The 24,752-nt window shown below is 67.1% G+C and carries 26 protein-coding genes and 1 tRNA gene; 15 read left to right on the forward strand and 12 right to left on the reverse strand.

Annotation, left to right across the window (positions count from 1 at the left end):
• Positions 1-107 precede the first annotated feature (107 nt).
• A complete protein-coding gene (gene ligA / locus E7773_RS14280) occupies positions 108-2,189 on the reverse strand; it encodes an NAD-dependent DNA ligase LigA (RefSeq protein WP_293992575.1) in 2,082 nt (693 codons plus the stop codon).
• Positions 2,190-2,285: 96 nt separating this feature from the next.
• On the opposite strand from ligA, the gene E7773_RS14285 reads away from it, so the two are divergent.
• Positions 2,286-2,603 (forward strand): hypothetical protein, encoded by a 318-nt coding sequence (locus E7773_RS14285; RefSeq protein WP_293992576.1) that lies wholly within the window; start codon positions 2,286-2,288, stop codon positions 2,601-2,603.
• Here E7773_RS14285 and recN read toward each other — a convergent pair.
• Both recN and E7773_RS14295 read right to left on the reverse strand, forming a co-directional pair.
• On the reverse strand, positions 2,600-4,264 hold the full coding sequence (gene recN / locus E7773_RS14290) for a DNA repair protein RecN (protein ID WP_293992577.1): 1,665 nt from the start codon (positions 4,262-4,264) through the stop codon (positions 2,600-2,602). The two genes, E7773_RS14285 and recN, sit on opposite strands and share 4 nt — an antisense overlap.
• 55 nt (positions 4,265-4,319) lie before the next feature.
• Positions 4,320-5,264 carry an outer membrane protein assembly factor BamD gene (locus tag E7773_RS14295; RefSeq protein WP_293992578.1) on the reverse strand — a complete coding sequence of 315 codons (945 nt, stop codon included), beginning with the start codon at positions 5,262-5,264 and terminating at the stop codon, positions 4,320-4,322.
• Positions 5,265-5,402: 138 nt separating this feature from the next.
• On the opposite strand from E7773_RS14295, the gene E7773_RS14300 reads away from it, so the two are divergent.
• Both E7773_RS14300 and E7773_RS14305 read left to right on the forward strand, forming a co-directional pair.
• On the forward strand, positions 5,403-6,227 hold the full coding sequence (locus E7773_RS14300) for a class I mannose-6-phosphate isomerase (RefSeq protein WP_293992579.1): 825 nt from the start codon (positions 5,403-5,405) through the stop codon (positions 6,225-6,227).
• A 40-nt stretch (positions 6,228-6,267) separates the two neighbouring features.
• Entirely contained in the window at positions 6,268-7,464 is a 1,197-nt protein-coding gene (locus tag E7773_RS14305) for a glycosyltransferase (protein ID WP_293992581.1), read from the forward strand.
• Here the strand turns inward: E7773_RS14305 and E7773_RS14310 are convergent.
• From E7773_RS14310 to yajC, 5 genes are all read right to left on the reverse strand, one after another.
• Positions 7,454-8,689, reverse strand: a complete 1,236-nt coding sequence (locus tag E7773_RS14310) for a DUF3089 domain-containing protein (protein WP_293992582.1) — start codon at positions 8,687-8,689, stop codon at positions 7,454-7,456. The genes E7773_RS14305 and E7773_RS14310 overlap by 11 nt on opposite strands.
• A 67-nt stretch (positions 8,690-8,756) precedes the next feature.
• The gene (locus E7773_RS14315; RefSeq protein ID WP_363130517.1) at positions 8,757-9,119 is read right to left on the reverse strand and encodes an Mth938-like domain-containing protein; all 363 of its coding nucleotides are present in this window, start codon (positions 9,117-9,119) and stop codon (positions 8,757-8,759) included.
• Between the two features lie 19 nt (positions 9,120-9,138).
• Positions 9,139-10,104 (reverse strand): protein translocase subunit SecF, encoded by a 966-nt coding sequence (gene secF / locus E7773_RS14320; protein WP_293992586.1) that lies wholly within the window; start codon positions 10,102-10,104, stop codon positions 9,139-9,141.
• A gap of 103 nt (positions 10,105-10,207) precedes the next feature.
• On the reverse strand, positions 10,208-11,875 hold the full coding sequence (secD, locus tag E7773_RS14325) for a protein translocase subunit SecD (protein WP_293992589.1): 1,668 nt from the start codon (positions 11,873-11,875) through the stop codon (positions 10,208-10,210).
• Complete coding sequence (yajC, locus tag E7773_RS14330) at positions 11,875-12,219, reverse strand: preprotein translocase subunit YajC (RefSeq protein ID WP_293992725.1); 345 nt, start codon at positions 12,217-12,219, stop codon at positions 11,875-11,877. Before yajC ends, secD begins: the two co-directional genes overlap by 1 nt.
• Before the next feature lie 195 nt (positions 12,220-12,414).
• Here yajC and E7773_RS14335 point away from each other — a divergent pair.
• The 9 genes from E7773_RS14335 to E7773_RS14375 all read left to right on the forward strand — a co-directional run bounded on the left by E7773_RS14335 (position 12,415) and on the right by E7773_RS14375 (position 16,971).
• Positions 12,415-12,491 (forward strand) — tRNA-Pro (locus E7773_RS14335).
• 124 nt (positions 12,492-12,615) lie between these two features.
• Positions 12,616-13,473, forward strand: coding sequence for a hypothetical protein (locus tag E7773_RS14340; RefSeq protein ID WP_293992591.1), 858 nt, complete (start codon positions 12,616-12,618; stop codon positions 13,471-13,473).
• Between the two features lie 113 nt (positions 13,474-13,586).
• Positions 13,587-13,850, forward strand: coding sequence for a DksA/TraR family C4-type zinc finger protein (locus E7773_RS14345; protein ID WP_293992592.1), 264 nt, complete (start codon positions 13,587-13,589; stop codon positions 13,848-13,850).
• Position 13,851: 1 nt separating this feature from the next.
• Positions 13,852-14,457 carry an alpha-ketoglutarate-dependent dioxygenase AlkB gene (locus tag E7773_RS14350; RefSeq protein ID WP_293992595.1) on the forward strand — a complete coding sequence of 202 codons (606 nt, stop codon included), beginning with the start codon at positions 13,852-13,854 and terminating at the stop codon, positions 14,455-14,457.
• A gap of 78 nt (positions 14,458-14,535) precedes the next feature.
• Positions 14,536-15,096: a helix-turn-helix transcriptional regulator gene (locus E7773_RS14355; RefSeq protein WP_293992597.1), complete on the forward strand. Its 561-nt coding sequence runs from the start codon at positions 14,536-14,538 to the stop codon at positions 15,094-15,096.
• Positions 15,097-15,151: 55 nt separating this feature from the next.
• Positions 15,152-15,520, forward strand: a complete 369-nt coding sequence (locus tag E7773_RS14360) for a hypothetical protein (RefSeq protein WP_293992600.1) — start codon at positions 15,152-15,154, stop codon at positions 15,518-15,520.
• A 40-nt stretch (positions 15,521-15,560) separates the two neighbouring features.
• Complete coding sequence (locus E7773_RS14365; RefSeq protein WP_293992602.1) at positions 15,561-16,010, forward strand: hypothetical protein; 450 nt, start codon at positions 15,561-15,563, stop codon at positions 16,008-16,010.
• Positions 16,007-16,567 (forward strand): JAB domain-containing protein, encoded by a 561-nt coding sequence (locus E7773_RS14370; RefSeq protein WP_293992605.1) that lies wholly within the window; start codon positions 16,007-16,009, stop codon positions 16,565-16,567. Before E7773_RS14365 ends, E7773_RS14370 begins: the two co-directional genes overlap by 4 nt.
• Positions 16,564-16,971, forward strand: coding sequence for a response regulator (locus E7773_RS14375; protein WP_293992608.1), 408 nt, complete (start codon positions 16,564-16,566; stop codon positions 16,969-16,971). Before E7773_RS14370 ends, E7773_RS14375 begins: the two co-directional genes overlap by 4 nt.
• 116 nt (positions 16,972-17,087) lie before the next feature.
• On the opposite strand, the gene E7773_RS14380 is transcribed toward E7773_RS14375, so the two are convergent.
• Together E7773_RS14380 and E7773_RS14385 are read right to left on the reverse strand one after the other, a co-directional pair.
• Positions 17,088-18,098 carry an LLM class flavin-dependent oxidoreductase gene (locus tag E7773_RS14380; protein WP_293992610.1) on the reverse strand — a complete coding sequence of 337 codons (1,011 nt, stop codon included), beginning with the start codon at positions 18,096-18,098 and terminating at the stop codon, positions 17,088-17,090.
• Complete coding sequence (locus E7773_RS14385; protein ID WP_293992613.1) at positions 18,098-18,997, reverse strand: alpha-L-glutamate ligase; 900 nt, start codon at positions 18,995-18,997, stop codon at positions 18,098-18,100. Before E7773_RS14385 ends, E7773_RS14380 begins: the two co-directional genes overlap by 1 nt.
• Positions 18,998-19,180: 183 nt before the next feature.
• On the opposite strand from E7773_RS14385, the gene E7773_RS14390 reads away from it, so the two are divergent.
• Entirely contained in the window at positions 19,181-21,052 is a 1,872-nt protein-coding gene (locus E7773_RS14390) for an ABC-F family ATP-binding cassette domain-containing protein (protein WP_293992615.1), read from the forward strand.
• Between the two features lie 214 nt (positions 21,053-21,266).
• On the forward strand, positions 21,267-22,808 hold the full coding sequence (locus tag E7773_RS14395; RefSeq protein ID WP_293992618.1) for a CpaF family protein: 1,542 nt from the start codon (positions 21,267-21,269) through the stop codon (positions 22,806-22,808).
• Positions 22,809-22,812: 4 nt separating this feature from the next.
• On the opposite strand, the gene E7773_RS14400 is transcribed toward E7773_RS14395, so the two are convergent.
• Positions 22,813-23,247 (reverse strand): hypothetical protein, encoded by a 435-nt coding sequence (locus E7773_RS14400; RefSeq protein ID WP_293992620.1) that lies wholly within the window; start codon positions 23,245-23,247, stop codon positions 22,813-22,815.
• A 111-nt stretch (positions 23,248-23,358) separates the two neighbouring features.
• On the opposite strand from E7773_RS14400, the gene E7773_RS14405 reads away from it, so the two are divergent.
• Complete coding sequence (locus E7773_RS14405) at positions 23,359-24,558, forward strand: aspartyl protease family protein (RefSeq protein WP_293992623.1); 1,200 nt, start codon at positions 23,359-23,361, stop codon at positions 24,556-24,558.
• Here E7773_RS14405 and E7773_RS14410 read toward each other — a convergent pair.
• Positions 24,555-24,752 carry a hypothetical protein gene (locus E7773_RS14410; RefSeq protein WP_293992625.1) on the reverse strand — a complete coding sequence of 66 codons (198 nt, stop codon included), beginning with the start codon at positions 24,750-24,752 and terminating at the stop codon, positions 24,555-24,557. The genes E7773_RS14405 and E7773_RS14410 overlap by 4 nt on opposite strands.

Raw genomic sequence — 24,752 nt, forward strand, 5'->3', positions numbered from 1 at the left:
CGGACGTCCCTGGCGACAGAATATGTCGCTCAGATGACAGTGCAAGCCGGGGCTGTGGACAGTTTCGGAATCATGATGTTGCGTTGCAAAAAAGCATCACCACCAGATCAGCCAGCCGTGGCGACAATCGCCGCCCATCCGGCCTCGTCGATGACCTCGATCTCCAGCTCCGCGGCCTTCTTGAGCTTCGATCCCGCGCCCGGACCCGCGACGACCAGATCGGTCTTCGCCGACACCGATCCGGCGACGCGCGCGCCCAATGCCTCCGCCTGCGCCTTGGCCTCGTCGCGGCTCAGCGTCTCCAGGCTGCCGGTGAACACGATCGTCTTGCCGCTGACGCGCGATTCGCGCGTTTCGACCACGAACGGCGGGGGCGAGACTTCGGCGAGCAGGTCGTCCCAGACGTGCTGGTTGTGTGGCTCGTGGAAGAAATCGCCCAGCGCCTCGACCACCACCGGCCCAACCCCGTCGATCAGCGCGAAGCGATCGACCGCTTCGGCATCGCCTGCATGCGCGGCCTCGGCAGCCGTCCGCAATGCAGGCAGATCGACGAACATCTTCATCAGATCGCGCGCGGTGATCGCGCCGACATGGCGGATGCCGAGCCCGAACAGCAACCGCGCGGCGTCGGGCGTGCGCTTCGCCTCGATGGCCGCCAGCAAGCCGTCGACGGAGGTTTCCTTCCACCCCTTCATGCCGAGCAATTCATCGCGGTGGGCGGCGAGCCGGAAAATATCGCCCGGTTCGGCGATCCAGCCCAGGTCGAGGAACAGTTTCAACCGCTCGACCCCGAGCGAATCGATATCGAGCGCGCCGCGCGAGACGAAATGCTTCAAGCGTTCGAGCCGCTGCGCCGGGCAGATCAGGCCGCCGGTGCAGCGCACGTCGACCTCGCCCTCCTCCGCCACCGCCTCGCTGTCGCATTGCGGGCAATGGGTCGGGAAGGTCCAGGGATCGCGCGGTTCGTCGCGGGTCAGGTTCTCGACGATCTGCGGGATGACGTCACCCGCGCGTTGCAGCACGACACGGTCGCCGGGGCGCACGCCGAGCCGCGCGATCTCGTCGGCGTTGTGCAGCGTCGCGTTGCGCACGACGACGCCGCCGACCGTCACCGGCTCGAGCTTGGCGACGGGAGTCAGCTTGCCCGTGCGCCCGACCTGAATGTCGATGGCGAGCAGGGTCGTCTGCGCTCGCTCGGCGGGGAATTTGTGCGCGAGTCCCCAGCGCGGGGCGCGCCCGACGAACCCGAGCCGCGCCTGCCAGTCGAGCCGGTCGACCTTGTACACGACTCCGTCGATGTCGAACGGCAGATCGGCGCGCTCGGCCTCGATCGCCTTGTAGGTCGCGAGTGCTTGGTCGAGCGTGCCGCCGGGCTGAAACTGGCGCGCGACGGGAAAGCCCCAGTCGCGGATCGCCGCTATGACCGCGCTCTGCGTATCCCCGGGCAAATCATTCGCCTCGCCCCACCCCCAGGCGAAGAAAGCGAGCGGCCGCGATGCGGTAACCGCCGCATCCTTCTGGCGCAGCGACCCGGCGGCGGCGTTGCGCGGATTGGCGAACTGGCGCGCTTCCTTGCCTGCCGCTTCGGCCTCCGCGAGCAATCGCGCGTTGAGCGCGGCGAACGCCGATTTCTCCATATAGACCTCGCCGCGCACCTCGAACACGTCGGGCGCACCCGCCGGGAGGGTCGCGGGAATGTCGGCGATCGTGCGGACATTGGCGGTGACGTCCTCGCCGACCTGTCCATCGCCACGGGTCAGCGCCTGGACGAGTTTGCGGTTTTCGTAGCGCAGCGAACAGCTCAACCCGTCGATCTTGGGCTCGGCGGTCAGCGCGATCGGTTCGTCTTCGGGCAAGTTGAGGAACCGCCGCACACGCCCGACGAAGTCGCGCACCTCGTCGTCGTCGAACGCATTGTCGAGGCTGAACATCGGCCGCGCATGCGCCACCTTGGCGAGGTGCCCGGCGGGGGCCGCGCCGACCTTCACGCTCGGCGAATCGGCACGGATGAGGTGCGGGAACGCCGCCTCGATCGCGGTATTGCGCCGCATCAGCGCGTCATAATCGGCGTCCGAAATCTCGGGCGCGTCGTCGGTATGATAGAGCCGGTTATGATGCGCGATCTCGGCGGCGAGCCGCTCGAGCTCGGCGGCGGCAGTGGAATCGTCGGCGGGAAGCGGCGCGGCCATGCGATCAGCTATCGGCGGCGCGCGCGGCGATCAAGCACTGCCCCAATTTGGCTATGATTGGCGGGCAGCAAGGCGGCGGCGAACAGGGAGCCTGTAATGCTGGGAGCAATCCTGTTGATGATGCAATCGGCGCTGCCCAGCCCGGCGCCACTGCCTGTCACCGGCCCGGTCTTGCCCAAGGCGCTACGCGTGACCGCGCGTTGCGACCCGTCGGGCGACGACATCGTCATTTGCGGCAAGACCGATCCCGACCAGTACCGCCTCCGCCCGCTTGGCCCGCCGCCCGGCGGCAAGCCGCTCCCGCCGATGACCGCGAAGCTCGGCAACGGCACGATCGACGGTCGCGCGAAAGAGCATTGCGTCGGCGGGTTCTGCGCGCCCGCCGCAGTGGTGACTTTCAAGGTCCCGTTCTAGGCCGCTTCCAGCAATCGTTCGGCTTGCGCGCGCGCTTCGTCGGTGATCGTCGCGCCCGACAGCATGCGCGCGATTTCCTCGCGGCGCTCGGCCTCGTCGAGCGCATGGACGCCAGTGCGCGTGACGGTGCCGTCGCTCGATTTGGCGATGAAGAAATGCCCGCTCCCGCGCGCCGCGACTTGCGGGCTGTGCGTCACGACGAGCACCTGCGTGCGCTCGGCCAGCCGCGCCAGCCGCTCGCCGATCGCGCTTGCGACCGCACCGCCGACGCCGCGATCGATCTCGTCGAAGATCATCGTCGCCGCACCGCCTTCTTCCGCCAGCGCGACCTTGAGCGCGAGGATGAAGCGCGACAATTCACCCCCCGACGCAATCTTGGTCAGACCGGCGAATGGCGCGCCCGGATTGGTCGAAATCTCGAACTCGACGCGGTCGCGCCCGGCCGCGCTCCATTGCTCCTCGGCGAGCGGCGCGACCACGGTGCGGAACCGCGCGGCGTCGAGCTTAAGCGGGGCGAGTTCGCTCGCGACCGCCGCGTCGAGTCGCGTAGCTGCGATGTGGCGCTCGGCCGACAGCGCGTCGGCGGCTTTCTCATAGTCCGAGCGCGTCGTGGCCACTTTGGCTTCGAGCGCGGCGATCCCCTCCTCGCCCGCATTCAACCGCTCGAGCTTGCCGCGCAATTCATCGGCCAATTCGGCAAGGTCATCAGGCTGAACGCGATGCTTGCGCGCGAGGCCGCGCAAGTCGAACAGCCGCTCTTCATCGGACTCCAGCTGGGACGGTTCGAACCACAAGGCAGCGCGCGCTTCCTTCATCCGGTCCTCGGCGACCGCGCCTTCGATCACCGCGCGGTCGATCGCCGCGAGGGCATCGGCGAGCGCGGGATGCGCATCGGCGATCCGTTCGAGCACGCGCGCCGCCTGGCGCAGCCGCGACAGCCCGCCATCGGACCCTTCGAGATAGGTGTCGATCGCCGCGAGGTCGTCGGCGATCTTCTCCGCGCGCTGCATAGTGCGGCGGCGGTCGGCGAGCGTCTCTTCCTCGCCCGGCTCGGGCGCGAACGCGGCGAGTTCGCCGACCGCATGCTCGAGCCATTCGCGGTCGCGCTGCGCGGTCTCGATCTCGGCGCGCGCGGCGGCCAGCGCGCCTTCCGCCGCGCGCCACGCCGCATGCGCCGTTGCCGTCGCGGTCGCCTGGGTCCGCCCGAACGCATCGAGCAGCGCGCGATGCCCGGTAGGCGCAAGCAGCCCGCGGTCGTCGTGCTGGCCGTGCACTTCGACCAGATGCTGGGCGAGGTCGCGAAGCAGCCCCGCCGACGCGGGCTGGTCGTTGACGAAGCCGCGGCTGCCGCCATCGGCCTTGACGATCCGCCGCATGATCAGCGGCTCGCCGGGATCGATGTCGAAGCCATTGTCGCAAAGCAACGCGGCGAGCGGGCCATCGGCGTGCGGCGTGTCGAAGCTCGCGGTGACCACCGCCTGCGCGGCGCCCTGCCGCACCAGCCCGCTGTCGGCGCGGCTCCCGAGCGCGAGGCCGAGCGCGTCGAGCAGGATCGACTTGCCCGCGCCCGTCTCGCCGGTCAGCACGCCGAGGCCGCCGTCGAACTCGAGCTCGAGCGCTTCGATCAGCACGACGTCACGAATGGCGAGCGCGGTCAGCATCGCGCTTTCCTTAACGGCAAAGCCGCCGCCGGGTCATCCCTTAGTTGAGTGGGCCTTACTTGGGCTTGCTGCCAGCGCCGCCGGTGTTGCTGGTACCGGTCGAATCGGAGCCTTGATCCTTCGGCGCGACACCGGGCGTGCCCGGCGCGATCGGCTGCGCATCCTTGAGCCCGACCGGCATCGGCAACTCGCCCGCGGCAAGCGGCGCGGCGGGCTTCCAAGGATGATCCTCCATCAGCTTGTACGCGTGCTTGTACCAGTCGGTGCCGGGGTAATTGGCGCCGAGTACCGCCGCCGCCTTCTGCGCTTCCTCGGGCACGCCCAGCGCGAGATAGGTTTCGGTCAGCCGCATCAGCGCTTCGGGAATATGCGTCGTGGTCTGGTACTGATCGACGACCGTGCGGAAGCGCAGCGTCGCCGCAAGCCACTGCCCGCGCGTTTCGTAGAACCGGCCGATCTCCATTTCCTTGCCGGCCAGATGGTCGCGCACCAGGTCCATCTTCAGCCGCGCATCAGACGCATATTTTGAATTGGGATAGCGGCGGACCAGCTCGCCGAGCGCGTCCATCGCCTGCGTGGTGATCTTCTGGTCGCGCGTCACGTCGGCGATCTGCTCGTAATAGCCCAGCGCGACGAGGTAATAAGCGTACGGCGCGTCGCGGTTGCCCGGGTGGACCGAAATGAAGCGCTGCGCCGACTGGATCGACTCGGTGTAGCTTTGATCCATGTAATAGCTGAACGCGCTCATCAGCTGCGAACGGCGCGCCCAGATCGAGTAGGGATGCTGGCGCTCGACCTCATCGAACAAGATGGCAGCCTGCTTGTACTGGCCCTGATCGAGCCGGCGCTTGGCGAGCGAATAGAGCGTGCCGACGTCGCGGGCGATATAGGGCACGTCGCCTTTCTTCAGGCCGCCGCCGCGGCCGGCGCACCCGGCGACGGGAATGGCAAGAGCAGCGATCAGCGCGAGGGCGAGCGGGCGGGACGGGATCATACGCATGGAAAACGAGCCTTAGCCGAGGGGGACGCGTGCGAACAATGATTTTCGCTTGTGGCTTTTTCGCGGCACGCAATAACGGATCGCATCGCTTGGCCCACGCGTTGGCGCGGCGATCCAGACAGGAAAGAGCCGTTACCGATGACCGCCACGTTGCTCGCTACCAAACGCGTCGAAAAGCCGTGGGGGCGGCACGATCTGTGGCCGGGGTTCGACAACCCCGCGCCCGACGCGCCGCCGATCGGCGAAGTGTGGTTCCAGACCCCCGACGCCGGCACGCCCGACCTGCTGATCAAATATCTGTTCCCCGGCGAACGGCTGTCGGTGCAGGATCACCCGACCGACGAGGCGGCGCGGGAAGCGGGCTATCCGCGCGGCAAGGACGAATGCTGGGTGATCCTGGCGGCCGACGCCGGCGCGACGATCGCAATGGGAACGAAGGAGCCGACGACGCGCGAGGCGCTGCGCAAGGGCGCGGAGGACGGGTCGATCGTCGACATGCTCGACTGGAAACCGGTAAAGGCGGGCGATTTCCTCTACTCGCCCGCGGGCACGATCCACGCGATCGGCGGCGGGATCACGCTGGTCGAGGTGCAGCAGAACGTCGACCTGACCTATCGCCTGTACGATTACGGCAGCGACCGCGAGTTGCATCTCGATCAGGGGCTGGCGATTGCCGATCCCAACCCGTTCACGCCCAAACCGATCGTCGGCGAGGTCAGCGAAGGGCGCACGATCCTGTGCGAGGGACCCAAGTTCGTGCTCGAACGCTGGGCCGGGGGCGACCGCGAAGTGACGCTCCCCGACGGCGTGACGGGCTGGCTCACCCCATTGAAGGGAGAGGGCGTGGTCGACGGCGTTGCGTGGCGCGCGGGCGAATGCGTGACGGTGACGGGACGGGCGCACCTCCACGCAAGTGCGGGCAGCGATCTGTTGTTCGCCTATCCGGGCACCGAGCGGATTTAGGTTCGACCGCTATTAACCAACGCGCGCTAAGGAAGACGCTATGCTGCGCGTCCTGACTCTGTCGACCCTGTTCCCCGACTCCACGCGGCGCAATTTCGGGGTGTTCGTCGAGCGCCAGACGCTGGGGCTCGCGGCGCACCCCGATGTCGAGTTGCGCGTCGTCGCCCCGATCGGCCTGCCCCCCTTTCCGCTCCCGCTGCGCGGACGCCACGCCAAGCTGGCCAAGGTACCGCTCGGCGAGCAGTGGAAGGGTATCGACGTCTATCGTCCACGTTTCCGGAGCGTTCCCGGCACGGCGGGGCGGTTTCACGCCGGCGCGCTAACCCGCGCGCTCGTGCCGTTACTCACCGACTTGCGGCGCGACTTTCCCTTCGACGTGATTGACGCGTCGTTCTTCTTTCCCGATGGCCCCGCGGCGGTCGCGCTCGGCAACCGCTTCGGCGTGCCGGTGTCGATCAAGGCACGCGGCAGCGATGTCCACCATTGGGGCATGGCGGCCGCGACCAGCGGCCAGGTCCGCGACGCCGGCCGCGCGGCCGACGGGCTGCTCGCGGTGTCGGCGGCGATGAAGCGCGACATGGTGGCGCTCGGCATGCCGGGCGAGCGGATCCGCGTCCACCGCACGGGGGTCGACCTCGGCCAGTTCGCGCCGCGCGACCGGGCGGCGGCCAAGGCAGCGCTGCACGTCGCCGGGCCGCTGGTCGTCTCGACCGGCGCGCTGATCGAGCGCAAGGGGCACGACATCGTCATCGAGGCGATCGCGGCATTGGCCAACACGACGCTGATCGTCGCCGGCGAGGGCGCCTACCGCCCGGCGCTCGAGGCGAAGATCGCCGCGCTCGGACTGGAGAACCGCGTCCGCCTGCTCGGTGCGGTACCGCACGCCGAGATGCCCGCGCTGCTCGCCGCCGCCGACGCAATGGCGCTGGCGTCGACCAACGAAGGCCTCGCCAACGCCTGGGTCGAAGCGCTGGCGTGCGGCACACCGGTTGTCATCCCCGATGTCGGCGGCGCCGGCGAAGTGGTGACCGAGCGCGCGTTCGGGCGAATCGTCGGGCGCTCGGCCGCTGGTTTTGCCTCGGGAATCGCCGCGGTGCTCGCCGACCGTACGCCCGCCGCTACCGTGCGCGCGGGCGCCGAACGCTTCACCTGGGAAGCGAACACCGCCGGGTTGTACGAGCATCTGAAGGGGCTGGTTCAGCGGAACCGAACCCGACGAAACCCCTTTAGCGCTTAGGCTCCTTCATCGGAACGCCACGCCACGACGCCGCCTGATACTCGCTCAGGCTGACCAGATTGCCCATCTCGACCGGCATGTCGATCAGGTGGAGTCCCCAATCCTTGAGGATCGCGCCGTTGACCGTGACGTCGCCGACGATCGTGTCGGTGCGCGGGTCGGCGGGGTCGGCGTTGACCGTCACCGCGAGGTAGGTGAACCCGCCGTTCGACACGCATTCGGCGGAGATCAGCCCGGGGACCGACACGAACGGCGTGTTCACCGGCGCATTGTCGGTGGTCCACGGCCCCATCGGGGCACTGGCGAGCCCTGCGCCCTTGGCGCCGAAGATCGCGTCGGTCACCGCCTTGCCGCCGCCCAACGCCGCGGGATTGGTGCACGCCGCTACCATCCCAGGCATCTCGACCCGCGAGAAACGGCTGTTTGCCGGCGGGGGCGAATCGGCGCGGAAGGTCGTGTAGGTCACGACGCAGCCGAATTGCTGCATCGACTTGCACAATTTGACGCGCTGGAAGTCGCCGCCGACATCGCCGCCCGGCGGCACCGCGACATTGGTGCCGATCAGGTATGCCGCAATCAGCTTGCGCCGCATGTCGGGGTCTTTTTCGATCACGCCGGCGACCAGCTGCTTGAGGATGCCGGCGCCCTGGCTGTGCCCGATCAGCACGACGCCACGGCCGGCATTGTCGCGCTTCAGGTAATCGTACCACGCCGCCTCGACGTCGAGATAGGCGAGCTTGCGGTCGGCGGCGGTCGCCTTGCCCGCCATCACGTCGCGCAGCGCGGTCAGCGTGACCTGGCGGTACATCGGAGCGAAGACGCGGCATTTCGAGGTGAAGCGCGCGGCTTGCGAGGCCGCGACCTGTTTTTCCTCGGGGCCGATGTTGAGGTCGCTGTTCGGGCTGGGGTCGAGCGACACGGTCGGATAGACGTAGAAACAGTCGTACAGCGGCGCCGGCTCGGCCCGGAACTTGACGACCTTTGCCTTGCCGTTGGCGGCGATCACGGTGACGTTCTGGTCGACCGCGCAGGCGTCCTGCCGGCCGGGACGGCACAGCCACGCGGCATCGGTGTTGTAATCGGGCGCGGGGATCGGCGCGAAGACTTGCGGCGGTGCGGCGGGAGCAGCCATCGGGGCGACGGGTGCGGGCGGCGCGGCAGGCGTCGTCTGCGCGGCGGTCGGTGCAGCGGCCAGCAAGGCAGCGGTCGTCAGCAGGTATTTCATCGATGCTCTCCCCCCGATCGGATTCGAACGCTAGCGTATCCGCCCGCGCGCAGGGATCAAGAGGGTGCTAGATCGGATAGAAAGCGCCGACGACCCAGCGCCCTTCGCTGCGCAGCATGCCCCAGGCGCGCGCGGCGGCGCGGCTATCCATCGCCTCGACGCCGATCCGCCGCGCTTCGAGCGCGCGCGCCAGGGAGAGCGGCGGGCGGACGAGCGTCGCGCCGGTGCCGAGCAGAACGAACTCGGGCGGCGGGTCGAGACTCAGCAACGGGGCCAGCGCCGCCTCATCGAGCGCGTCGAGCGGCGGCGGCGTCCAGGCGTCGGCGCGCAGCGGCGTGATCGCGAGCGCGCGATAGATGTTGTCGTCGACGCGGAACCCGGCGGGCGACATCCCGCTGACGACCGGCCCGTCGGCGCGGTCGCGGTCCATTCTCATCTAGCCGCCCGCATCAGACTCGCTCGGCGCCCGCGATCCCCGCCTTGGCGGGCTTGTCCGACGTCGCGACCGGCTCGGCGCGGAGACCAAGCGTGATGAGCAGCGACGACGAGACGTAGATCGACGAATAGGTCCCGACGAACACGCCCAGGATCATCGCCGCGGTGAAGCCACGCAGCACGTGCCCGCCGAAGATCAGCAGCGAGAACAACGCGAGCAGGATCGTCAGCGAGGTCATCACGGTGCGCGGCAGTGTCTCGTTGACCGACAGGTTGATGATCTCGCGCATGTCCATCTTGCGGTATCGGCGCATATTCTCGCGGATGCGGTCGTCGATCACGATCTTGTCGTTGATCGAATAGCCGATGATGGTCAGCACCGCCGCGACGATGTTGAGGTCGAATTCGAACTGGGTCAGCGCGAAGAAGCCCATCGTCATCAGCACATCGTGCATGATCGCGACCCCGGTCGACACGCCGAATTGCCATTCGAAGCGGAAGATCGCGAACAGACAGATGCCGATCACGGCGAGCACGACCGCGAGCACGCCGTTGCGCACCAGCTCGCCCGAAACCTTGCCCGACACGGTCGATTGCCGCTGGAAGCTCGATCCCGGGAAGTCCTTGGCCAGTTCGTTGGTGACCTTGGTCACCGCGACGTTGGTCAGATCCTCGCCCTTCGGCCCCTTTTGCACGGGCAGGCGAACCGACAGACGATTGGGGTCGCCGAGCTGCTGCAATTGCGCTTCGCCCAAGCCCAGCCGATCGACCGAGCCACGCACCCTGTCGAGCCCGGGCGGCGTCGCAAACTTGTATTCGATCATCAGCCCACCGGCGAAATCGACCCCCATGTTGAGGCCCTTCAACGGCACCAGCGCGATCGCCGCCAGCGTCAGCAGCGCGGTCAGCCCGAACGCCCAGTAGCGCAGCCGGACGAAGTCGATATTGGTGTTGTCGGGAACGATCTTGAGCAGGCGCATGATTAACCCGTCACCCCAGCGAAAGCTGGGGTCTTTCCATTGCAAAGCGCGCCCTCACGGCACGAGATTCCAGCTTGCGCTGGAATGACGAGGAAGGGGGCGGTCATATGTTTATCGTCTGCGGACGGTTCTTCCGCAGCCAGAGGACGACGAGCATCCGGGTGAACGTCACCGCGGTGAACACCGAGGTCGCGATGCCGATCAGCAGCACGACCGCGAAACCCTTCACCGGGCCCGAGCCGAGCAGGAACATGATCACGCCCGAAATGGCGTGAGTCATATTGGCCTCGAAGATCGTGCGGCTGGCTTCCTTGTAGCCGAGCTCGACCGCCTGGACGACGCTCCGCCCCCGCCGCCGCTCTTCGCGGATGCGTTCGTTGATCAGCACGTTGGCGTCGACCGCGGTGCCGATCGTCAGCACGAAACCGGCGATGCCGGGCAAGGTCAGCGTCCCGTTGATCAGCGCGAGCACGCCCATGATCACCATCACGTTGATGACCACCGCCCAGTTCGCATAGATGCCGAACCGCCCGTAGGTCACGAGCATGAACAGCACGACCAGCACGACGGCGATGATCGAGGCCTTGATGCCGGCGTTGATCGAATCCTTGCCGAGGTCGGGGCCGACGCTCGATTCCTCGACCACCTTGAGCGCGACGGGCAACGCGCCCGACTTGAGCTGGATCGCCAGGTCGTTCGAGGCCTTGGCATCGAACCCGCCGGTGATTCGGCCGCTGCCGCCCAGAATCGGCGTTTCGATTCTAGGTGCCGAGATCACGCTATTATCCAGGATGATCGCGAACGGCCGCGTGACGTTGGCCTGAGTCACTTTGGCGAAATTGCGCCCGCCTTCGGTGTCGAACTGGAATCCGACCGCCCAGGCGCCGGGATTGTCCGAATCGGTTTCGGCGCGCGCGTCGGTCAAATTCTTGCCGGTGATGATCGCTTCGTCGCGGACCGCGATAACGGGCGTACCAGCGGATAACGCGACCTTGGGGTCGTTCGCCGACGGCATCGGCTGCGTCAGCTTACCGATATAGGGAGCACCAATCCGCGCGCCTTCGGGATAGGGCAGGATCACGTCGCCGATCGGCGCGATGCCCTTGGCCAGCTGCGCCGGATCCGCGTTGATATCGACCAGCTTGAACTCGAGCTTGGCGGTCTTGCCGAGCAGCGCCTTGAGCGCGGTCGGATCCTGCAAGCCCGGCACCTGCACGACGATGCGGGTCGAGCCCTGCTTGATGATCGTCGGCTCGCGCGTGCCGAGCGCGTCGATCCGGCGGCGGACCACTTCGGTCGCGCCGTCCATCGCGCCGTCGATCGCGGCGTCGATCCCCGCCTTGGTCTGGGTGAGCACGAACTGGGTGGAGTTGACGACGGCGATATCCCAGTCGCGCTGCCCGGTGGTGCCGACGCCGTTGGTCTTTTGGCTCAGCAACTGGCGCGCATCCTCAAGCCGCGCCACGTCGCGCAGCATGAAGGTCAATTGATTGCCGCTGAGCTTGATCTCGCCGATCTCGATCTTGGCGCGGCGCATGTCGGTCGCGACCTCGGCCTTCTTTTGCTTCAGCCGCTGCGCGATCAGGTCGTCGGTATCGGCCTCTAGCAGCAAGTAGCTGCCGCCTGCGAGATCGAGCCCGAGATTGATGCGCGGATGGACCGGCCAGTTCGCGACCGTGCTTTCGGGCAGGAAGCTCGGAATGGCGAGCGCGCACAATGCGGCCAGGAGGCCGATGATCGACAGCACCTTCCAGCGCGGGAAATCGAGCATCAGTCGTTCGCCGGCTTGGCGCCGAGCGGCCGCACTTCGGCCAGCGTCGTCTTGACCACCCGGTGCCGCTGACCGGCGGCGAATTCCACCTCGACCTCGGCGTCCGACACCTTCGTCACCTTGCCGATATGACCGCCCGCGGTCACCACTTCGTCGCCCTTCTTCACCGCCGCCAGCGTGGCGTTGTGGTCCTTCACGCGGCGCTGCTGCGGGCGAATCATGAAGAAGTAGAAAGCGATGAACACCAGCAGCAGCGGCAGGATGGTCGAAATCATACTGGCGGTGGCGTCGGTTCCCGCACCGGCGGCGCCGGCGGCCTGGGCATAAGCGGATGGAATGAGCATGGTCGTCCTGAACTGGGCGTGCCGGCGTGCCCGAAAACCGGGCGCCAGCGTCAAGCGCCGCGCGCTATCACCATGGGCGCGCGCACGCAACATCGGAGCGTGCAGCGCGGGCACCGCACCGTGCTTGCATCGCCCGACGTGACGGCCTAGAGGCCCGCGCTTCGGACGCCGCCATCTGGCCGGCGCCCGCCTGGTCGGGGCGTAGCGCAGCCTGGTAGCGCATCACACTGGGGGTGTGGGGGTCGCAGGTTCGAATCCTGTCGCCCCGACCAATTCGAACCGAAGGTGAGAACGGCCGGCGGCGCGCAAAGCGCCGTCCGACGACGCGGCTTCGCCGCGGCGCGCTTTCCCAAACGCGCGGCCCAGATTATGATCGCGGCCAAAGGAGAAGAAGCCATGCGCCCGAGCTTGCTGTTCGCCGTCGCATTTGCGATCGTTGGGCTGTTCGCGATCGGCGTCCCCGCCGTACCCGCCGCCGCACAGACCGATTCCGAGGGTTGTCGCGACGGTGCGCTTGCCCGGCTGCCGAGCTTCTACATCAACGAATGCGACCCCGCGGGCCCGGATCATTACGTCTTCGCTGAAGGTTCGGCATCGCAAACCGATATCCAGGGCACCAAGAGTCGTATCGCCTATGCACTCAAGGACAATGCCGTAACGCCGACCGCCGCTTCGATCGTCGCCAGCTACAAGGCGCAGCTCCAGCAGAACGGATGGACGATCGTCGCGAGCGGTGAGCCCGCCTGGGTGACCGCCTATCGCGGCTCGCGCGCGGGCTCATGGGTGCAAATCGAGGCCAATGGCGGCGCCAACTATCAGATCGTGTACGTGACCCCGGCGGACAAGGTGGCCGACGCGTCGGCGCAGCATTACGCGCTGACTTGCGACGGATCGCTGATCGGCCGCTTCGCACAAGTTCAGGGCCTGCAAACCCAGCTATCCGAGGATGCTATCCGCTCGGGGAGCGGGAAACGGATTTTCTTTCCGCAGGCACAAAAATACGAAAATGTGACACTGTCGGGCGGCACCATCACGAGACCCGGTGATCGCACGACCAATGCCGGCCTTCGCGCCAGTGCGGGATTGGTGCAGAGCTGGCAGCAATGCGACCTCGTGCTTGATAACGAAGCCGGCGCGGCGCTGTTCACCTGGCAGTTGCGCGCGCCCCACCTCCTTTCGGTGACGACGGCTCAGGGCGCGACGACACTGACGCTCGACCATCAAGGCTATACGATGATCATGAGCGGCTCCTAACGGAGGCCGACGATGCGGCTTTGCCGCTGCGCCCTTTGGTTCAATCGCGTGGCGTCTGGAAACGCCGCCTGCCTCTCCCTATATCATTGAAACCACAATGTTTTGGAGGTTGCATGGCCGGCGGTTGGTCGCGCGACGGCGCGGTGCAGGACCAGATCGACGATACGGTCGCGGATGCGGTGAGCGGCGCGCGCGCGCGCATGCCGGCGGGCGACGGATTGGACTATTGCGAGGATTGCGGCGAGGACATTCCCGCCCGTCGGCGCGAGGCACTCCCCGGCGCACGTACCTGCGTCGTTTGCCAGGCGCGCCGCGACGCGGCCGTCAGAAGCGCCGGGATCAATCGGCGCGGCAGCAAAGACAGTCAGCTCAAATAACGTGGTACGATCGACGCCCGGCGGCCAAGCCGATCTGTTCGGACGCGAAGCGGCAAAGCTGCCGGCCGGCCTGGATTATGTCGAACGGTGGATGGCTCCGGCCGAGCAGGCCGCGCTGATCGGGCGATTCGCGGACGTACCCGTGTCGCCGTTCCGCTTTCAGGGGTGGCTGGGCAAGCGTCGCACCGCGTCGTTCGGCTGGCATTACGATTTCGATCGGGGCAGGTTCGCGGCCGCGGCGCCCATCCCCGATTTTCTGCTGCCTGTTCGCGACCGGGCGGCTGCTTCCGCCGGCCTCGCCGCCGACGACCTCGTACAGGCGCTGGTCACCCGTTACGACCCCGGGGCCGGGATAGGATGGCATCGCGACCGCCCGGTCTTCGAGCACGTCGTGGGCCTGTCGCTCGAAGCGCCGGCGACGCTAAGACTGCGCCGCCGCACATCCAGCGGCTTCGATCGCGCATCGCTCGATCTGGCGCCGGGCTCGCTCTATCATCTCAGCGGCGCGGTGCGTCACGATTGGGAACATAGCATCGCCGCGATGGACGTGCGGCGATGGTCAGTGACCTTTCGCAGTCTTCGCGCCGACACATCAGCCGTGCAGTAGCACGGCGGGGATCCGGCCAAATGCCGTGGGACAACGACTCATCTGTGATTCGTTCTAAAAAGGTGGTTTAATACGATTATGGACGATGCCGCCTTCGCTTCCCTGACCCCGCGCGAGCGCGATTGCCTGCGCGGCGTGCGCGCGCTCAAGGGGTCGGGCGAGATCGCGCGCGAGCTCGGCATCGCCACCGGCACAGTCGATGCCTATCTCGGCACCGCCAAGGTCAAGCTGGGCGCGCGCGACCGCAAGCATGCCGCGATGCTGTTCGCCGAGCACGAAGCCGGGCTCGCCCCCCAGAAACCTACCCCCCAGAATCTCGCATACGAGAATCTGGGGCTGGCGGCTGCCTCTCGCCACCCGTCATGGTCGTCGGCGATCGAGGGCGACCGTCTCTCCCCAAACCTTCAGGACGTCGTCCTCGGTCAGCGGCGCTTCGGCGATTTTCCGGTACGGACCACATGGTCCGGAACGTTCCGGGAAATCCTCGAAGGGGCGAGACCGAGTGATTTGTCAACGACGACCAGAGGAGTGCTGATCCTAGCTGCCACCGTGATTATTGGCTTTGCCTTTTTCGTGGTCAGCGCCGGGGTTGGCGCATTGTACGGTCTGGCGACACTTCTTCGTTCGCTTTCTCACTGACGCTCGCTGTTTCAAACCGAACGCGCCGGCCGGGGGCCTGCGCGAAGGAGGCACTATGCGCGTCGATCCGACCAATCATCCGCAATATGATACCATTCTTGCCGTCGCGGCTGCCGTGATGGCGGCCGAGCGCGACACAGATGCGTCGATCAAGGCGCTGAGCCAGCTCGTGTCGACGACGATCGACGAGTTCGCCGAAGCCCGCCTGCCCGCCGGCCTGTCGCAGCGTGCGCTCGACAAGCTCGCCTCGTCGATCGCGGGGCAGATCGAAAGCCGCCGTCTGCTCACCGAAGCGCACCGCGAGTTCGGCCGCGCCGCCAAGGCACTCGGCGCGACCGCCGACGGTTGGGGTCCGACCTGGCCCTGCTACACGGTCGAGGAAGCCGTCAAGCCGAAGCGCGCGCCGCTCCGTCGCGTCGCCTGATCAGCTTGACGGAGACACGCCGCGATGGTCGACATCGAAGGTGATATTTTTCCTGTTCGCTTTCTTGTGGCTCGGGTCGTGCGGCTATGCCTTATGGCGTGGCGGACAGCCCGAGCGATTTGTCGCCGTCATCTTCCTGGTGGCGGTTCCGTTATGCCTGGTCGCGTACATCCCGGATCCTTGGCGCGGGGTGCAGTGGATCATCCTGGCGATCGATTCGGCGATGCTCGTCCTGCTGCTGGCGATTGCGCTTCGCGCCAACCGGTACTGGACGCTGGCCATGGCGGCCATGCAGTTGCTGCAAGTACTGGGGCATTTCCTGAAGCTGACCGATCCCGCCATGCTGCACGTGGTCTATTGGATCAGCGCGGTGGTCTGGGCTTATCCGATGTTGCTCCTGTTGGTGCTCGGTACCGTCCGGCACCACAATCGAGTCAGGCGGCTGGGGCCAGAGCCGTCCTGGAGCAACTCCTCGCTCCCGCCGGATTGAGCGATCGGCGCATCGCCACCACGCTGATCGATGAATTCGGCTCGCTGCCGCTGCTGTTGGCCGCGCAGCCCGCGCGGCAATTGCGCGCGGCGGGCGACCCCCAGGTCGTGGCACTCCTTCAGGCGGTCAAGCAGACGGTGCGCCACGTTACGCGCGCCGACCTCGACGAGCGGCCGGTATTGCCGACGTCGCGCGCGTTGCGGGACTATCTGATGGCGCATCTGGCGGACGAGCCCAACGAACATGTCCGCGTGCTCTACCTCAACGGGTACGACCGGCTGATCGTCGATGAGCTCCATTCGAGCGGCACGCCGACCAGCACGCCGTTCTGTGTGCGCACCATCGCGGCGCGCGCGCTCGAGGTCGGGGCGATGAACGTCATCGTCGCGCATAACCACCCTTCGGGACTGCGCCAGAGCAGCGACGCCGACATCGCCTACACCGTCGCGCTCGAACACGCGCTCGACGCGCTCGGCATCACGCTGATCGATCACCTCATCGTCACGCGCGGCGGGCTCGCCAGTGTGCGCGCGGCAAGTCGGGCGATGGCGGCATGACGATCCATGCGCTCCTGGTCGACGACGACCCCGATACGCGTGCGATCGTCGCGCTCGCGCTCGACCTGCACCCGCGCTTCGCGGTGACCGCGGTGTCGCGGCTCGATGCCGCCGACGTGCTGCGCCGCGGGATCGAGAAGTTCGAGGTGATCCTGCTCGACATGAAACTGAGCGACATGAGCGCGGCGGCGCTGGTCGCGACGATGCGGCAATGGTCGCCCGAACCGGTGCCGATCGTGCTGCTGGCGGCCAGGGCCGGCGACGCGGACCGGCGAAGCTATCGCTCGGCCGGCGCGCAGGCCGTGATCGCCAAGCCGTTCGATCCCGTCGCGCTACCCGATCGCGTGGTCGATTTGCTCGAACCGACAGGTCCCGTCGCGCGTACCGCCGGTTACGCGCGGTAGGCCGCGGCATGCATCACGAACCCCTTATACCCTTCCCGGCAGAGGAAGGGGTAACGGGTTGGGGGAAGTCTCACTAAAGCCCACCCCTTTGTGGCACTCCCCCAGCCCGATAGTATCTAGTTTATGACCTGCGCGGCGAAGCGCTCCATTTCCTCCGCCTGCGGGCTCATCTGGAGCAGGAGCAGGTCGAGGCCGGCGGCTTCATATTCTGCAATCCGTTCCTTCAACTGCTCGGGTGTGCCGACGAGATTGGGGCGCAGCCCGCGGTTCGATACGGAATATTCCTGGATCTTGAGCTCGCGCTCGAGCTGCGTCCCCGACAGCCATTGGTCGAAATTATCGTAGCCCGCGGGCACCCCGGTAACGGTCGTGATCCGCTCGAGCTCGCGCTTCGCCTCGGCCTCGCTGTCGCGGACGATCGCATAGGCGGCCATGCCGTATTGCATCGGCTTGCCGTCCGCGGCCTCACGCCGTGCCGCCATGTCGGCGATCTTGGGCGCAATCGCCTCGACCGGGTCGCCGTGCATCACATAGGCGTCGCACTGGCTCACGATCATCGCCTTGGCCTTCTCGCTCTCGCCGCCGGCATAGACGGTCGGGCGCTTGGCTGGTTTGGGCGAGCAGATCGCGGCGTCGGTCTGGTAGAATTGGCCGTCGAACGAGAAACGCTCCTCGGTCCATAGCCCGTCGACCACCGTCAGCCATTCCTCGGTCCGCGCATAGCGGTCGTCGTGCTGGTCGAACTGGAGCCCGTATTGCTTCGCCTCGTCGGCCCACCACGACGAAACGACGTTGAGCGCCAGCCGCCCGCCCGAGATGCGATCGATGTTCGCCGCCGCCTTCGCGAACAGCGCCGGGTGGTGGAAATTGGGCCGCACCGCGACCATCAGCTCGATCGACTCGGTCACCGCCGCCAGCGCCGCCGCGGTCGACCAGGCATCCAGCGCGGGCTGCTCGACGCCCTTGATGTCGTTGAGGTTGAGCTCGGCGATCAAGGTCAGGTCGTAGCCGAGCTGTTCGGAGCGCTGCGTCAGGCGTTTGGTGTAATCCCAGCTCGCGTCCATCCCTTCGTCGGGCACGTTCCTGAGCCAGCCGCCGAACACCGGCATCCAGTAACCGTAGCGCATCAACGCGCCTCCATCAGCGTTTCGAGGTAATCGATCAGGCGGTCGTGCGGGTCCCAGCCGAGCACGTCGAGCGGCTTCGCGACGAAATTGGACAGCGCGTTGATGTCGTAGAAGCGCGGCGTCCCGTCGCGGTCGTCGATCATCGCCTCGATCCCGCCGACATCGAGGTTCATCGCCCGCGCGATCCGTTCGGCGGCATCGATCAACGCGGGGTCGGGCTGGGTAGCGACCATCTTGATGTTCGAATCCGCCACGCAGGCATCCGCCGGGCACAGATCGAACGCCCCGCCCCCGGCGATATCGATCGCGTAGAGATACTGACGGTCGAGCGTCTCGATCCGCGTGATCTCGCCGCCGCGCGCGGGAACGTAATCCTGCACCAGCAGCACGCCGTCGACGCTCCTGGGCAATTCGCCCTCGGCCACCGCCCAGCGCAGTTCGGTCATATTGTCGAATTTGACGATCCCCGCGCCGGAGCCGCCGATATTGGCCTTCACGACGAGCGGGAACGACAGCGTCGCGGCGGCGGTTTCGACATCGGCGGCGCGATGGACGACGCGCGTGTCGGGGATCGCCAGCCCGAGCGACGCGATCAGCGCAAGCTGCCGCGCCTTCGACGCGTCGATCGCCAGCACGTCCGTGCCGTTGACCACGCGCGCGCCGTTCCGCCGCCAATGATCGAGCAGCGCCATCGTGTGAAAGATCGGATGCTCGTCGCTGCGCAGGAAGCTCGACATGGCGATGCGGTTGAGGATGACGGGCGCCGGGATTGCGGGGTCGGCGGGGTTCCAGTGGCCGTCCGGGCCGAATGCGGAGTAGCCGATCCCGCGCCGATCGAGTGCGGCGAACAGCGGGGCGAACCATAAAGGGTGTTCGTAGAGAATCGCGAGGTCGGTCATCGTCTTCTCTTTCCGTCACCCCGGCCTTGTGCCGGGATCCACTGTGCAGCCAACGATCCCGCTAGAGCCTCTGGCGCAGCGCTTGCCCCCCGGTGGACCCCGGCACAAGGCCGGGGTGACGATTTTCTTGTCACGCTCGGCAGATAGGCAATCGGCCACACCGCTGCTAAGGCCCCGCGCATCATGCTCAACCTGACCGACATCACGGTCCGCCTTGGCGGGCGGACCATTCTCGACGGCGCGACCGCGAAGCTGCCGCCGAAGAGCCGCGTCGGGCTGATCGGGCGCAACGGCGCTGGCAAGACGACTTTGGTCAAGGTGATCGCGGGCACGCTCGACCCCGACACCGGCAGCGCCGACATGCCGCGCGGCTCTCGCCTCGGCTACATCGCGCAGGAGGCGCCAGCCGGGCAGTCAACGCCATTCCAGACCGTGCTCGACGCCGATGTCGAGCGCGCCGCGCTGATGCACGAGAGCGAGACCAGCCACGATCCCGACCGGCTCGGCGAAGTGCACGACCGGCTGATGGCGATCGACGCGTACACCGCGCCGAGCCGCGCGGCGCAGATCCTGGTCGGGCTGGGCTTCGACGAAGCGGCGCAGCATCGCCCGCTCGACAGTTTCTCGGGCGGGTGGCGGATGCGCGTCGCGCTGGCGTCGCTGCTCTTCTCGCAGCCCGATTTGCTGCTGCTCGACGAGCCGTCGAACCACCTCGACCTCGAAGCGGTGCTGTGGCTCGAGGATTTCTTGAAGTCGTACCCCGCGACGATCCTGATCGTCAGCCACGAGCGCGATTTCCTCAACAACGTCGTCGACCACATCCTCCACCTCGAGCGCGGCAAGCTGTGGCTCTATCCCGGCGGGTACGATTCGTTCGAGCGCCAGCGCGCCGAGCGCCAGGCGCAGATCGCCTCCGCGCGCGCGAAGCAGCAGGCCGAGCGCGAGAAATTGCAGGATTATGTTGCGCGCAATTCCGCCCGCGCCTCGACCGCCAAACAGGCGCAGAGCCGCGCCAAAGCTTTAGCGAGAATGCAGCCGATCGCCGAGCTGGTCGACGACCCGTCGCTGAGCTTCGACTTCCCGAGTTCCGCCGAACTGCGCCCACCGCTGATCACGCTCGACCTCGCGAGCGTCGGGTATGGCGACAAACCGATCCTCAGCCGCCTCAACCTGCGCCTCGATCCCGACGACCGCATCGCGCTGCTCGGCAGGAACGGCAACGGCAAGACCACGCTCGCCCGCCTGCTCGCCGCGCAGCTCGCGCCGATGGACGGCGCGATGACAGCGTCGGGCAAGATGCGCGTGGGCTACTTCACGCAGTATCAGGTCGAGGAACTCGACGCGTCCGAAACCCCGCTCCAGCACATGACCGTGCAGATGAAGGGCGCGACCCCGGGCGCGGTGCGCGGCCAGCTCGGCCGGTTCGGCTTTTCGGGCGACAAGGCGACGACCAGGGTCGGCAAGCTGTCGGGCGGTGAGCGTGCCCGCCTCGCGCTCGCTTTGATCACGCGCGACGCGCCGCACATGCTGATCCTCGACGAGCCGACCAACCACCTCGACGTCGACGCGCGCGAGGCGCTGATCCAGGCGCTCAACCAATATTCCGGCGCGGTCGTCATCGTCAGCCACGACCGCCACATGCTGGAGATGACCGCCGACCGGTTGGTGCTGGTCGACAATGGCACCGCGAAGGAATTCGACGGCAGCCTCGACGATTATATCGCCTTCGTGCTGGCGAAGGACGCGTCCGACACCGCCAAGGAAGTCTCCAAGCTCAACAAGAAGGAAGCGCGGCGCGCCGCCGCAGAGGCGCGCGAGGCGAGCCAGGGCCTGCGCAAGGCGGCGCAGGCGGCCGAAGCCGAGCTGGCCAAGCTCAACGCCGAGCGCAGCGCGATCGACCGTGCGATGTTCGACCCGTCATCGGCGGACGCCACGCTCGCCAGGCTGACGATGACCGACTTGATGAAGCGCCGATCAGAGGTCGAGACCAGGATTGAGGCGGCCGAGGCGGCGTGGCTCGAAGCCAGCGAAAAGCTGGAGGCGGTCGCCGCTTAAAGCTCCCTCCCGGTCTTCCGGGAGGGGCGGGGGGTGGGCGCCGAGCACAGCGAGCTCTTTCGGCCAATGACGGAGCGCGACCCAAGTGGGCCGCGCACCCACCCCTAACCCCTCCCTGAAGTCAGGGAGGGGAATAAAGTGCGCCGCACGTTGGTTAGCATTTTGTCAAAGCTTCGCCCCTACGACGCTCCGTGACTATGAAGGAATTCGGGGCATGAGCGCGTTCGGGCGCCGTAATGGAGCCGGCGGCGGCGCGGCCGGACGGCCGGCGTTCGGCGTCGCCAAGCCGATGCAGGGTGGTGCACCTGCGCGGTCCGAGCCCGATGTCGCCGAGCAATTCCCGCCGCTCCCGGGTGGACAGGACCCGCTAGTCGCGCCGTCCGAGAGCGATGCGCCGCTGGGCAACATGCCCGGCGTCCAGATGGACGCGATGCAGCGCCTCGCCGACCGCCAGAACGCCAGCGCCGAATCGGGCAGCTCGCGGGGCGAAGGGTTCGAGGCGTCGGTTCACAAGATCAAGGAACAGGTGCTGCCGCGCCTGCTCGAACGCGTCGACCCGGAAGCCGCAGCCACGCTCAACAAGGACGAGCTGGCCGAGGAATTCCGCCCGATCATCGGCGAGGTGCTCGCCGAGCTGAAGCTGACGCTCAACCGCCGCGAGCAGTTCGCGCTCGAAAAGGTGCTGGTCGACGAATTGCTCGGCCTCGGGCCGCTCGAAGAATTGCTCGCCGATCCGAACATCTCCGACATCATGGTCAACGGGCCGGACCAGACGTTTATCGAACGCAAGGGCCAGCTCGAACTCGCGCAGATCCAGTTCCGCGACGAGGAGCATCTGTTCCAGATCGCGCAGCGCATCTGCAACTCGGTCGGCCGCCGCGTCGACCAGACTACGCCGCTCGCCGACGCTCGCCTCAAGGACGGTTCCCGCGTCAACGTAATCGTCCCGCCGCTCAGCTTGCGCGGCACCGCGATCTCGATTCGCAAATTCTCCGACAAGCCGATCACGCTCGACATGATGGCCGGGTTCGGGTCGATGTCGGTCAAGATGGCGACCGCGCTCAAGATCGCGGGCGCGTGTCGGTTCAACGTCGTCATCTCGGGCGGTACGGGCTCGGGTAAGACGACGATGCTCAACGCCTTGTCGAAGATGATCGACCCGGGCGAGCGCGTGCTGACGATCGAGGACGCGGCGGAACTTCGCTTGCAGCAACCGCACTGGCTCCCGCTCGAAACGCGCCCAGCCAACCTCGAGGGTCAGGGCGAGATCACCATCCGCGACCTCGTCAAGAACGCGCTGCGTATGCGTCCGGACCGCATCATCCTCGGCGAAATTCGTGGGAGCGAGTGTTTCGACCTGCTCGCCGCGATGAACACTGGCCACGACGGGTCGATGTGTACACTCCACTCCAATTCCCCACGCGAATGCCTCGGCCGTATGGAGAACATGGTGCTGATGGGCGACATCAAGATCCCGAAGGAAGCAATCTCGCGCCAGATCGCCGACTCGGTCGACATGATCATCCAGGTCAAGCGCCTGCGCGACGGTTCGCGCCGAGTCACCAACATCACCGAAGTGATCGGCATGGAAGGCCCCGTCATCGTGACGCAGGAACTGTTCAAGTTCGAGTATCTCGACGAGAGCGCGGACGGCAAGATCGTCGGTGAATATCGCGCGATGGGCCTGCGCCCCTACACGCTTGAAAAAGCGCGGCAATACGGGTTCGACCAGGCGTTTCTGGAAGCTTGTTTGTAAGCGGTCAAAGCCGCTTGCACGTCCGTTCGAGAACAGTCGCATGGTTGGCGATCCGCATGGACGTGGTTAGCCGCAACCGAACGGCATCGAACACCAGCGTCACCACCACATCGATCGACTGATCGGCGCCGACCAAATTGGCGACCATCACATCGTTTTCGACGGCTGATCCACATCGCGCGCTGGCGAGCAGTCTGTTCGCGCGGACGTCGCCGCCTAGCGCGCTGTGTATGACCATGTCGAGCGCGGCGCATGGCGCAAGGTGGTCGAACGGCTTGCCGTCCAGGTCGCTGGTGAACGTCACGGCCTTCGCCGCGCGATCGAAATTGACGATGTTGGCCGACTCGTTGGGGTTACGGCAATCAAAGCGATCCTCCGCGGCAGCGGTATCGACGATCAACAGGGCCGCGACGGCAGCGATGACGGCGAAGCGCTTCATATGCCCCCCTTTTCCCGTATCGGATAGTTGCCGCAGCCTCACTTGACCAGCGGCGATGCAAACGAGGTTAACGCGCTACTAACCCGACCGCACTGCCGCTAAGCCGGCGGCATGCGCCGTTGGCTGCTCCCGCTGCTCGTCCTCCTTCCGGCGCCGCTCGGCGCGGCGATGGCGCCCGCGATGCCCGGGCCGCCATTGCCCGACCGCGCGGTGCTCGCACCCGACGCCGAAGCGCAATGGGTGCCGTTCGAGCTGACTCCGGGCAACCAGATCCGTTTCCGCATGACGGTCGATGGGCGCGCCGCGACCGCAATCCTCGACACCGGGTTCAGCCAATCGGTGATCTCGCGTCGCTGGGCGACCAGCGCGGGGCTGCGCATCGCCAATGGCGGGGTCGGCGTCGGGGTCGGCGGATCGGTCGCGATGGGCCAGGTCAACGGGCGCACGCTGGTGATCGGTGGCCTTACCAGGACCGGCGGCCGGCTCGGCGTGCTCGATTTGCCGGACAGCGCGACTGGCGGCGATACCGCGATCGACGCGGTGATCGGCAGCGACATCCTGCGCGCCTATGCGCTCGATATCGATTTTTCCGCGCGGCGGTTCCGCCTGCTGCCGAGCGGGCGCCTGCCCTTTGCGGGGCAGAGCGCACCACTGTCGCTGTCGGGCCGCGACCAGCTGTATATCAGCGAACTGCGCGTCGACGGCACGCGGCTGCGCCCGATGATCGTCGACACCGGCGACGGGGCGACGATCGCGGTGTCGGCGGAAGCGTGGGGGGCGCTCGGCGCGGCGGGGCCGGCGACGACGACCACCGTGTCGTACAGCGTCGCCGGCGCGGTGCAGTCCGGCCTTGCGGTGCTGCCCGAGGTCGCGGTGGGCGATGCGGCACTGCGCCAGGCCGAGACGCTGATCGAGCCCGGCGGCGGTTTTTCGGCGCGGATGGGCGCGTCGGGGCGGATCGGGATCGGGTTCCTCCAGCGCTTTCGCGTACTGCTCGACCCGCGCGCCGGACGGATGGTGATGGCGCCGACGCCCGATACCGATCGTCCGCCGCTGCGCTCGACCAGCGGACTGTTGCTCTCGACCCAGCCCGACCGGTTGCGCGTGCTCCACGTGATGCGCGGCGGTCCCGCGGCGGCGGGCGGGTGGCAGGCAGGCGACGAAATCTGCAGCGTCGACGGCACCGCGATCTCTGCAGCCTATGCGCGCGACCCGATCGCCCTGTGGCAAGTCGCCGCCCCCGGGCGAGTGGTGCGGCTCGGACTGTGCGGCGGCCCGGTCCGCGCGCTGACGCTCAGGAACTTCTACTAGAGATTGAAGGCGACGCTGACGGCGATGATCGCCGCGATCAGCGCGAAGACCTGAACGCTGCGCCAGTCGAGCAACGCCACGCGGTCGAGGTCGTCGCGTTTCCGGTGCCGCCAGTCGATCACCCCCGCGATCACAGCAACGACGAGCGCGAGCGCGACCGCGCCTTCGGCGATCTCCTTCCCCGACCAATCCAT

This window comes from Sphingomonas sp., from assembly GCF_004799495.1.
Lineage (GTDB): Bacteria > Pseudomonadota > Alphaproteobacteria > Sphingomonadales > Sphingomonadaceae > Sphingomonas.